The sequence below is a fragment of the Kitasatospora sp. NPDC053308 genome (assembly GCF_055585785.1).
The window spans coordinates 244,955-256,473 of sequence record NZ_JBVJJY010000008.1 but is presented as its reverse complement, the minus strand read 5'-3'; the positions used below and the strand labels follow the sequence as shown (position 1 = coordinate 256,473).

The window sequence follows — 11,519 nt, the reverse complement described above, 5'->3', positions numbered from 1 at the left end:
TGCGAGGCTCACCCTCCTCCCCCTCCCCCGACCCTTCTGTAAAACAATGAGCCGGAAAGAACACGGGCTACGCCCCCTCCCCCCCCCCCCCCCCCCCCCCCTCCCCCCCCCAGGGCCGGCCGCCGCTACGGCGCCGGCTCCGGCCTCGGGAGCGGTATCGGCTCGGTGGCCTTGAACCGGGCCGAGGTGGGGTCGGCGAGGGCGGACGGGGCGGACAGCTCGACCGCGGGGGCGGTGGGCGGCGACATCACCGCGGCGGCCACGGCGGCGGCCGCCGCGGCCGCGGCCGTCGGAGCCTCCTCCTTGATCTTGATCCCGGCCCCCTGGAAGGCCACCTTCAGCCGCTGCCGCAGCGCGCGGCTGACCACCGCTGCCTTGCCGGGCGCGGTCCGCGCCTCGACCCGCAGCACCACCGAGTCCGCGGCGACCGACTCCACGCCCAGGATCGACACCGGTGCCCAGACCAGCTCGTCGTACGGGGCTTCCTTGGACATCTGCTCGGCGGTCTGCACGATGAGGTCCTCGGCCCGCACCAGGTCCTCCTTGTACCCGATCTGGACGTCCACGGAGGCGGTCGACCAGCCCTGGCTCATGTTGGCGATCCGCTTGACCTCGCCGTTGCGGATGTACCAGATCTCGCCGTTCGCCCCGCGTAGCTTGGTCACCCGCAGGCCGACCTCCAGCACCGTGCCGGTGGCCACCCCGGTGTCGATCTCGTCGCCGACGCCGTACTGGTCCTCCATGATCATGAAGACCCCGGAGAGGAAGTCCGTGACCAGGTTGCGGGCGCCGAAACCGATCGCCACACCGGCCACACCGGCACTCGCCAGCAGCGGCGCGAGGTTGACCCCCAGCGCGGACAGCACCATCAGCGCCGCGGTGCCCAGGATGGTGAAGGAGGCCACGCTGCGCAGCACCGAGCCGATGGCCTCCGAGCGCTGCTGGCGCCGTTCCGGGTTCACCACCCCGGTGTTGGCCAGCAGCCCGCCCAGCCGGCTCTCCTCCTGGTGCTCGGGGGTGCGCGCCATCCGCCCTATCAGCTGGGTGATCAGCTTGCGCACCACCGCCCGCAGCACCATCGCCAGCACCACGATGAAGACGATCCGCAGGCCGGACGCCAGCCAGGACTGCCAGTGGGTGTCGAACCAGCTGGCGGCCTGCTTGGTGGTGTCCGTGACCTCCTGCGCGCTGGTCGGGATCCGCAGGTCCAGGTTGGGCAGCTGCGCGGTGGGGCTGGGGGCCGGCGTCGGGGCGGAGGGCGTCGAGGACGCGGCGTCGGACAGACCGGGGGCGCCGGAGCTGAACACGTGCGGACCTTCCTTGCAGGGGGCGTGTCGGGCCCGCACCGCCGGCAAGCGGCCCGCGGACCGTGCGCCTTAGCCTATCCGGCACCGAACACCCGGCCGGACACGCCGAAGGAGGCCCGCGGCCCCGCCGGAAGCCGCCGGAAGCCGCCAGAAGCCGCCGAAGGGCGTACGGAAGGGCCCGGACGCCCCGTCAACGCTCCGGTGCGCTCCCCGGGCAATCCGGCCCGGAGGCCTTGCCACACCCGCGGAATGCTGCTCCGGACGGCCGATCCGTCCCCCGGGAGGGCCACCGGGCGGTGCCCGGGCGATGCCCGGAGGGCACCCGGGTGCAACCCGACCGTCCCCCGGGCATACCGCTTATGACAGGGACCACACCCGGAGTTCACGTCAGGTCCGTTACACAGGAGTGGTGGCGCCGTACAAAGGCGTAAGGCGACACTGGGGGAGATCGCGCACTCGTTGTGCGATCCAACCGCTCGTCCCGGCGCGAGCCACGCGCCGCAGGCGTCCAAGGAGGCATCCGTGCCGCATGTCCTGGTCCTCAACGCGTCCTACGAGCCGCTCGGCGTCGTATCGATGCGCCGCGCACTCATCCTGGTCCTCAACCACAAGGCGGTCAGCCTGGAGGACTCGGGAGTCACTCTGCACAGCGCCACCAGCGCCCTTCCGGCGCCGTCCGTCGTCCGTCTGACCCGCTTCGTGCGGGTCCCGTTCTGCGGGCCCGTCCCGCTCACCCGGCGGGCGCTGTTCGCCCGCGACCACGGCCGCTGCGTCTACTGCGGGGCCGCCGCCACCAGCGTCGACCACGTCATCCCGCGCAGCAGGGGCGGCCAGCACCGGTGGGACAACGTGGTGGCAGCCTGCCGCCGCTGCAACCACACCAAGGCCGACCGCCACCTCACCGAACTCGGCTGGCGGATGAAGCGACCACCCGCCCCGCCCAGCGGACTCGCCTGGCGGATCATCGGCACCGGCATCAAGGACCCGCGCTGGCGCCCCTACCTGGAGCCGTACGGCGCCGCCGACCAGCTGCGCGCCCCGCAGTGGGGCGAGTACGAGCACCACGACCATACCGAGCCCAACCACTCGGTCCCGATCGGCCGGGCGCACGTCGCCCACCCGAGCCCCGTCCGCCGCGGCGAGCAGCCCGAACCGCTCTCCGCCTGACCGAAGCGACACAAGGGCCTCCCGTCACGCCGACGGTACGCGCCTCATGGGCCGCCGAGCCCCCCGCACCGGGGAGCCGGCGGCCCGCCCTTTTCCCGGGAGCCGGGGCGGGGCCCCGAGCGGGCCCCGGGCCGGGACCCCGCCGCCGGTGCCCCCACCGCTCCCGACCGCCCCCGACCGCCCCTGCCCCTCCTACTGCTTCGGCGCCGTCGCGGGCGGGGCCGCCGGTGCCCCCGCCGCACCGCCCGGCTGGGCGGGCTGGCCGGCCGGCGGCTGGGGCTGGGCCGGCGCGGTCACCGCGTACAGCTCGACCCCCCACAGCGAGTAGCCGTACTTGGTCGCCCGCGCCACGCCCTGGACCCGGACGAACCGGACCCCGGGAGCGTCGAAGCGCACCGTCTCGTCGCCGCCCTTGCCGTTGTCCACCGTCGCCGCGTCGGTCCAGGAGTTCCCGTCCGCCGAGACCTGGATCTTGTACGAGGAGGCGTACGCGGCCTGCCAGTGCAGCACCGCCGCGCCCAGCCTGGTCGCCTGCGGCAGCTCCAGCCGCACCCAGGCGTCGTCCTTGGCCGGGGAGGACCAGCGGGTCTTGGGGTCGCCGTCGGTGACCGCGGAGGCCGGGTAGTTCGCCGTCTCGTCGCCCGAGGAGGTGGCCTTCGCGCCGAGCGCCAGGTCGGCCCCGCCGGTGGGCGGCACCACGTGCACCTGGAGCACCTGCTTGACGGTGGTCGTCCCGGCCCCGAACTGCACCGGCACCTGGTACGTCCCGGACGGCGTGCCGGCTGCGGCGGTGACGAGCAGCGGTACGCCGACCCGGCCGCCGCGCGGCACGGTCACCGGGCCGGCCGCAGTCACGGTCAGGCCCTTGGCGGCGGCCGGCACCTCGGCGCGCAGTTCGCCGGTGGTGCCCTCGGGCCGGCCGGCCTCCACGGTGGCCCGGGTCTGGACGGGCGAGGGCGCGCCGGTGACCACGTCCAGGGCCGGGTCGGAGAGGCTGAGCCGGGCGGCCGGGGCGTCCGCGTACCAGGGGATGACCTGGTTGACCACGGGCGGGTCGCCGCCGGGCTTCCAGGTCAGCCGGAACGCGTCGGCCACCTGGCCGCCGGCCGGCAGCTCGTTGTAGCCGGGCTGCACGGTGCCGATGTCGGCCCAGGTCCCGTCGGCCCGGCGCACCGCGACGGTGGCGGTGGCGCGCACGCCCGGGTCGGTGAGCACGGTGAGCCGGTCCAGCGGACGGGCGGCGCCGAGCTCGACGGTGAGCGGCTGGTCCTGCGCGGTCGGCGGCTTGGCGGCCCGGTACGCGGTGTCCGGGTTGCCGTCCAGCACGGCGGCGGCGGAGGAGCCGGGCAGCGCGTCGGGCCCGCCGGTGACGGCGGCGGGGGAGTCGTCCGGGGCGCTGACGGTGAACTCGCGCACCGCGACGGCGGTCTTCTGCGCGGCGGTGGCCCGCAGCCGCACGCCGCGGACGAGGGTGCCCGGCGGGAGCTGGGCGCTGACCGTCTTCTGGTTCTTGACCACGGCGAGCTGCTTCCAGCCGCCCTCGCCGGTGGAGTACTCCAGCACGCCGTCGCGGATGTAGTCGTCCGCGGCGGTGTGGGCGTCCGGGCCGTCCCCCCAGCCGCCCATCAGCACGGTGACGCCGCTGACCGGGCGCCCGGCGCCGAGGTCCAGGCCGATCGTGTCGCCGGACTGCGGGGGAGCGGAGCTCCAGTAGAAGGTGTCCGCCACCCCGTCGGTCATCAGCCCGGGCAGGTGGTCCTGGGCGGTGCCCATGCTGGTGGTCGCGGTGACTGCGCCGCCGACCACGCCCGCCCAGGTGTCGGCGGCGCGGACGGCCCGCTCCAGGAACGGGCCGAGCACGCCGGTGCCGATGGTGGCCGGGGCCCGGTCGAGCTGTTCGCGCAGCCGGTTGAGCTCCACCCGGGCCTTCCAGGCCGCGGTGCCGTCGCCGCCGTGCTGGGCCAGCAGCATGTTCAGCGCGGCCTGCCCGGCCAGCCCGTAGTCGCGCAGCGGGCCCAGCCAGGGCGCGGCCTCGCCGGCCAGCTGGGCGGTGGCCGGGGTGCCGGCCAGGGTCTGCTGGGCGGCGGCCATCGCGGCGAAGGCCTCCCGCAGCGGGCCGGCGGCCTCTATCAGCCTGGCGAGGTCGGGAGCCGCGCCGGAGGTGGGCTCGGCCGCGGCCCAGAACCTGTCGAGCAGCGGTGTCAGGTAGCCGGACTCCTGCTTGGACAGCGGCGAGGAGACGCTGTTGCCCGCCAGTGCGATGACGGCGGGCAGGGCCGCCCCGGCGGGCGTCGCGGCGGCGCCGGTCGGCCCGGCCAGCGAGCGCACGGCGGCCTGCCAGGACTCGTCCGGCTTGTAGCCGAGCGGGTTCCAGGCGTAGTCGCCGGCCGTGGCGATGGCTATCCGGGAGGCCACCGGCTGCTGCATCGCACCGGTGAGCATCACCGCCGAGCGGGTGGCCACCCCCGGGTCGCGCCCGGTGTAGGCGCCGAGGAAGAGCCGGTCCGGGCTGGCGTCGTTGACCGGGTAGTTGTCCATGGTGACCAGCGGGTGCCCGTACAGGTCGGCGGTGTCGGAGGCCTGCGCGGCGGTGATCTTCTCCGGGATCACGCCGACGCCGCTCCAGGCCACCTGCACGCCGTCCGGCAGCGCCGCGGCGAGGGCCTTGCGGTACGGCGTGGCGCCCTGCTGGTGGTACTCGGTCGGGACGACGGACAGCGGCGCCAGGCCGGGGTTCCGGGCGATCAGCCGGTCCTGCACCTTCTTCACCAGGGCTGCCTGGGCCTTGGCGGCCGCGGCGGGCCCGGTGCCGTACGCGTCCCGGTCGTCGTCGCAGTGCCACTCGTCGTAGCTGACGTCCAGGAACTGCAGCTGGAAGGCGGTGAAGCCGAGCTTGCGCAGCCCGTCCAGCTTGGCCACCAGCGCGTCGGCGTCCTTGCCGGAGCTGTAGCAGAGGGACTGTCCCGGGTCGATGGCGTAGCCGAGCGTGACGTGGTTGCGGCGCGCCCGGTCGGCGAGTTCGCGCAGCTCGTCGGCCCGGGCGGCGGGGTAGGCGTCGCGCCAGCGGGAGAGCCGGTACGGGTCGTCACCGGGGGCGTAGAGGTAGAAGTTCTGCTTGGAGCGGCCGAGGAAGTCGACCTGGTCGAGCCGCTGCTGCGCGGTCCACGGGGTGCCGTAGAACGCCTCGGCGGTGCCGCGCACGGCCGCGCCGGTCGGCCAGTCCCGCAGGGTGATGCCGGGCAGGCCGAGCCCGGTCGCGCCCGCCGCCTGCCCCTGGCCGGCGGGTACGGCGGCCAGCAGCTGGCGCAGGCTCTGCGCGGCGTAGAAGGTCCCTGTGGTGTCGGTGCCGGCCAGCACCACGGCGCCGTACGTCCCGCCGCCCTGCGCGGGCAGCTGACCGGCCGACAGCACGTACCCGCCGGGGGCCATCCCCGCCGTCGAGGGCGCGCCGCCGTCCTTGCCGCCGGCCGCGGCGGACAGCTGCCGCAGCACCCGGTCCACCTCGCCGTCGGCGCCCTCGGAGGGGCCGCCGACGTACACCACCAGCGCACCGGCGGCGGGCGTCCCGCCGTCCGCCTGCGGGGTCACCTCGGTCGCGCCGGCGATGCCCAGCACCTCGCGGACGGCCAGCACCGCGCCGATGTCCGCCTTGGGCGAGGCCACCAGCGTCACGGCGGCCGGCACCGTGACCGCCTTGCCCGCCACGGTCTGCTGCTGCGGCCGCGGGAACACCTGAGGGTCGGTCACGCTCCCCAGCGGGGTCTGCGGCGCGGTGCTCACCACCTCCGGCCCCGGCGTCGCCGCGTACGCCGCCGAGGGCAGCGGCCCGGCCAGCAGCCCGCCGACCACGGCCGCGGTCGCGACCCCGGCCGCGATCTGCATCGCCCGCCGCCCCGGCCGCCCGGCCGCGCGCTCCGCCCGCACCGAGGCCAGCAGCGGCTCCGTCCCCTTGAGGTCCGCGATCAGCCGGTCCGCCGTCCGGGGCGCCAGTTGACGGCACGTCCGCGCCGTGGCCCGCCGCGCCGCCAACGCCGCCGGGTGCTGCAACACCTCCCGCAACGCCGGGCTCTGCTCCAGCTGCGACCTCAGCCGCCGCCCGGCCACAACGGACACTCGGGCTTGCACAGGAGCCTCCTCGCCAGGCCAGAACCACATCGCCCGCCACCCCACCAGCTACCCAACCCGGTGTCAACGCCGTCGACGGCTATGCCGACTTTGCCCCGGTTCATCCCGTCGCGAACAGGGCCCTGACATCACGTCGGGCCCGGCACGCCGATCGGCGTACCGGGCCCGGGCGCCCTGCTCGGGGCAGGGACGTCAGGAACGCGGCGGAGCCGGCAGCACGGCGGTCCGCAGGTTCGGGTTGCTCCACTGCTCGTTCGCCTCGAAGTTGCAGTCCCACAGGTCGAGCCGGGCGCCGTTGGTCGCCAGCCACTGCGGCAGATCGAGGCACCGGCCGGAAGCCGGGTGGTAGAGCGCGTTGTTCGCGAACGGAACCCACTTCTGCGCCGCGGTACCGTCGCAGGTGCGGTACTCGAGCGGGGTGCCGTTGCCCGTCCCGGCGTTCAGCGGGGCGATGCACCCGCCCAGGACGCGCAGGGTGCCGTCGCTGCCCAGCGACAACTGCTGCGAGGGGCCCCCGTGGCAGCTGTAGAGCTGGATCGCCGTGCCGTTGGCGGTGCCCGCGCCGGCGTCGTCGACGCACATGTCACCGTTGACGGCCGAGCGGACGACCCCGGTGACGCTCGGCGCGGTGGGCGTCACCGCGAACGGGTAGACGGCGGTGCTGCTGATGCTGCCGTCGAAGCTCGGGCTCGGCTTCGACTGGTACCGGTACCGGCCCAGCGCGAACGGCCCCGAGGACGGCGGGCTGGTGCTCGCCTTGTGGATCGCCGTGCCGGCGAGGACGCCGTCGACGTACAGCGCCATCATGCCGGTGTCCGCGTTGTAGGACGCGGTCAGCCGGGTCCAGACACCCAGACGGGTCTGGGCACTGGCGTTCGCCGTGCTGGTGTAGTCATAAGACCAGCTGTCGTCGTCCGCGTAGGCGAGGGCGAAGTTCCAGTTCCGCCCGGGGCCGTCCGTGTAGAGCACGAAGTTGCTGCCGTGGACGGTCTCCTGGCTGGCGACCACACCACCGCTCGGGCCCGCCTTGGCCCAGGTGGAGACGGTGAAGCTCTTGCGGGTGTCGACCACCGGACCGGACATGGTGACGTTCGAGCCCGCGCCGGGGCTGAACGCGCCCACGGTGACCGCCCGGCCGTCCACGGTGTCCCCGACCCAGCCGACGCCCGAGGCCGTCCCGTCGGCGCGCTTCTGGCCGTCGCTGACGGTGTTGCCGCCGTTGGGGGCGGCCAGCCAGTTGCCGATCGGGTGGTTGAGGTTGCCCAGCGCGACCGGGTCCTTCTCCAGCCCGGTCACCGTCGGGCCGCTGGTGACGTCGGTAGCCTTGGTGCCGGTACCCGCCCAGGCGACCAGCTGGTTGTTGGTGTCGACGGCCCAGAGGTCCGGGACGCCGTCGCCGGTGACGTCGCCGTTGGACCCGACCTTCGGGTAGAGCTTCGCGTCCACGCCGTTGGCCAGCCAGCCCTTGGTGGGGTCGGAGAATCCGGAGGCGTCGAAGGTGTTCCCGGGAGCCGACGCCAGCTGGTAGGCGTGGATGGTCCCGTCGCCCTTCGACCGGCCCCACACCGTGGGGATGTTGGTTCCTTTCGTCGGCCCGGGGGTGATCAGGTCGTAGTAGTCCCAAGCCTGGCTCTGCGACAGCAGGACGGCGGGCCCGTCGAGGTGCTTGACGGAATCCTGCAGGTTGAGCCACAGCCGGCCGCGTTCGACGAAGAGCAACGAGGAGTGCGGTAGGCCTGCCATGGCGGTGCCGGGGTTCCTGGGTGTGTCGCCGGTGGGCGATCCGAACGCCGCGATCTGGGTGACCGAGGACCAGTCACCGCTATTGCCGTAGGTTGCACAGTCGATCGGTGTGGCATCAGGCAGAACGCAGGTGCGGCTCTTGGTCAGCTCGTTGGCTGCCTGGCCATCGAGATGTCCGACCGTATCGTCGTTGGTGTACAGGAGGAGTTTGGCGGATCCAGGAGCGTGCGCGATCAGGTCATCGACGTTCCGGTCGCTGAACGAGCCCCGGTGAGTGATCTGGACGGTGCTCCAGTCCTGGTTGTCCGCCGCGCCGGGCGCCGAGGCCGGCTTGGTGTTCGGGGCCGCGTACGGGTCGGCGTTCGCGCCCACCAGGCGCAGCGAGCCGGTGCCGTCCGGCAGCAGGACATCACCCTTCCGGTCGCCGTCGATGTCGCCCATGACCGGGTCCCCCGCTGCGGGGTTGCTCGGCACGAAGTAGGTGTAGGCGACCGGCTGCGACATGTTGCCGGCGTTGTCCTGGGTCTGCAGGAAGAGGAAGTTGGTCCCCCAGTGCCAGGGCGTGTACGACAGCTGGAAGCTGCCGTCGCCGTTCATCTTGACGATGTTGCCGCCGTCGGTGCAGTTCCAGCCGGTGGCGGCGGCCTGGACCGGGTCCGTGGTCCACCGGGCGCAGGCCAGGCCGGAGGAGCGGCCGCCGCCGGCCGGAGCGGGGTCGGTGCCGGTGAGGGTGAAGACGCCTTCCTGGCCGACGAGCTTCGGGTGCCCGCCCAGAGTGCCGGATTCGGGGAAGTCGGTCGAGGTGATCCGGGCGGTCGGCGGGGTCCGGTCGATGCGCAGGAAGCACATCGGGGAGTTCCCGCTGTGCAGGGTGCCGTCGTCGGTGGCGGCGTACCAGCCGTACTGGTGCCCGTCGATCAGCGGACCGACGCTCACGTTCTTGCGGCCCGAACTCGCGGCCCAGTTGGTGTCGTAGAGCTTCGAGGAACCGTCGTCGTCGTCCCAGATCTTGAACGTGGTCCACAGCTGTTCGCCGGTCGGCGACCAAGTGTCGACGCTCAGGTTGATGTCGGTGTTGATCCCGACCCAACCCGGGTTGTCCCAGGGATTCGTGGTGCCGGGCGTCTGGCACTGGCTGTAGGCGGCGTCGCGCGCGAAGCCGGGGGTGGGGCTGGTGGCGGGACTGCCGATGGCGGGTGCGATGTCGTAGGTGACGACGATGTGCGGATTGTTCGCGAACCGCTGGTGGTAGTACTTGTTGGTCTCGTCGTCAGGGGCGAACATGAACGTCCAGCCGCCCCAGTGCTCGCGCGCCGCCGAGGTCATCTGGCTGCTGACGTCGAATTCCTTGCCACCGGCGCCCGAGATCCAGTTCAGGCCGACCTTGGCGCAGCTCGACAGCTCCGGGCAGGGCTGGGCCTCCCAGCGCGTCCACTCGTTGATCGGGTTGTTGGTGGCCGAGCCGGTCGAGTACAGGCCCATGGGTGTGGGCGTCGACGGGCTGGAGGACTCGGCGATCGTGGCGTAGAGCTTGGCACTCAGGACGGTCGAGTCCCAGAACGCCGAGTTCAGGCCCACTTGGAAGTAGGCGCGTTCCCTCCCTTCCTTCTCGCAGCGGTTGGTGCTGTTGATGTAGCCGCAGTAGCCGGAGCCCGGCTTGTCCTGTCCGTACTTGGTGCCGTTGTACTCCGGGGTGGTGGGGTAGGCCGACTGGACCTGCGCCCAGGCCTGGGTGCCGTTGTCGACACTGGGGTTCCAGCCCGGGTCGATGTACCAGGGGCCGGTGCCGTGCCCGAGGACCGAGGGGTCCGGCACCAGGTCGATGCCGCCGCCGCTGACGGTGGTGGCGATCGGTGCGGTCCTGGCGCCCGGTCCGGGCGACTTGCTGTCGGAACCGACCGACGCCGGGGTGCCGTCCGACTGGGGTGCGGCGGCGGACTTGGCCGCCGACGCGGGCTGTGAGCCCGCCGGCGTGGAGTCCCACATGACCGGCGCCGGAGCGGTGAAGCGGACCTTGCCGGAGGCGTCCGCGGCGGTCAGGTTGCCGTTCGCGTCCGCCTTGACGGTCAGGCCGTCCGCGGTGGTGTCCAGGTGCAGCTTCGTGATCTTCGGGTTGGCCGCGGCCTGGGCGGTGCGAACGATCAGGACCTGACGCCAGCCACCGGCGGGCGTGGCGCTGAGCTCGAGGTCGACGTCGGGCAGGACAGACCGGTAGAGCGCACTGCTGCCGGAGAGTTCGGGCTTCGGCAGATCGAACGGCGCCTTGACCGCCAGCTTCTTGCCGTCGGGCGTCGTCATGGTGGCCAGCGGTCCGTTGCCTCCGCCGGAGAGGGTGAGCGCGGACGGGACAGCGGTCGGCCTGACCGTGCCGTCGGTGGCGGCCCGCAGGGTCGCGTCCACGGCGCGCCAGCTGCCGTCGGCGGCCTTGACCCGCTCGGCCACCGGTGCGGAGTCGCTGGTCACCGTCCCGTCCGGGTTCGCGGTGGTCTGGCTGCTGCCCGTGGTCAACGCCTCGACGACGACGGGCTTCCCGGTGCTCTTCGCCTTGGCTTGCGCGGCGCGTATCGCCTCCGCCTGGCCCGAGCGGGCATCGGGCTGCCCCTTGGCCGGGGGCGCGGGATGCGCGGGCCAGGAGGTGTCGGCCGGTCCGTGGTTGCGGTCGGCGGGAGCGGCCGCGGCGGTGCTCGGTACCGCCAGCACGCCGGCACCGAGGGAGAGGACGGCCGTGCAGGCGAGCGGCAGCAGGGCCGAACCGAATGTCCGGCTTCTTGTGCTCCGTCCGGGAGTCGGAGGAGATGGACGTTGTGACCTCAGCATGAAGTCCCCGTGTGTGAAGGTGGTGTGACTGGAGATCAGCCGCACGCTGCCGTCACATTTGCTTCGCTGTCAAAGGGTTACGCGGGCAAGGTGTCCGAGTTGTCGTGACTGGTGTCACATTGCTCTCCGGGTGGCAATCCTCACACTGCGTGAACATGAAGTCCTCCTACCTCGAACTGGTGGTGCGCCCCTAGGGTTCCGGAAGCCCGGGCTGCCGAGTCGGCCCTGCTGAAATCGGTACCTGAGGGGGGATCAGTTGGCGCGCAAAGTAGGACTATTCACACGTCAGCGCAGTCTGAGAGTGGCTGTCACAGCTGCCCTGGCCGTCTGCATGTCGGTGGTGACGATTCCCTCGGTCGA

Annotated in this window: 4 protein-coding genes; 1 reads left to right on the top strand and 3 read right to left on the bottom strand. The window is 73.1% G+C overall.

Annotated elements, in window-relative coordinates; translation table 11 throughout:
* Positions 1-125: 125 nt before the first annotated feature.
* Positions 126-1,307 (bottom strand): mechanosensitive ion channel family protein, encoded by a 1,182-nt coding sequence (locus tag ACZ6Y7_RS20520; protein WP_465759316.1) that lies wholly within the window; start codon positions 1,305-1,307, stop codon positions 126-128.
* Between the two features lie 522 nt (positions 1,308-1,829).
* Here ACZ6Y7_RS20520 and ACZ6Y7_RS20515 point away from each other — a divergent pair.
* A complete protein-coding gene (locus tag ACZ6Y7_RS20515) occupies positions 1,830-2,474 on the top strand; it encodes an HNH endonuclease (RefSeq protein ID WP_402218463.1) in 645 nt (214 codons plus the stop codon).
* A 192-nt stretch (positions 2,475-2,666) separates the two neighbouring features.
* On the opposite strand, the gene ACZ6Y7_RS20510 is transcribed toward ACZ6Y7_RS20515, so the two are convergent.
* Both ACZ6Y7_RS20510 and ACZ6Y7_RS20505 read right to left on the bottom strand, forming a co-directional pair.
* Positions 2,667-6,599: a beta-N-acetylglucosaminidase domain-containing protein gene (locus ACZ6Y7_RS20510; protein ID WP_465759315.1), complete on the bottom strand. Its 3,933-nt coding sequence runs from the start codon at positions 6,597-6,599 to the stop codon at positions 2,667-2,669.
* Between the two features lie 192 nt (positions 6,600-6,791).
* Positions 6,792-11,042 (bottom strand): ricin-type beta-trefoil lectin domain protein, encoded by a 4,251-nt coding sequence (locus tag ACZ6Y7_RS20505; RefSeq protein ID WP_465759314.1) that lies wholly within the window; start codon positions 11,040-11,042, stop codon positions 6,792-6,794.
* Positions 11,043-11,519: the final 477 nt, after the last annotated feature.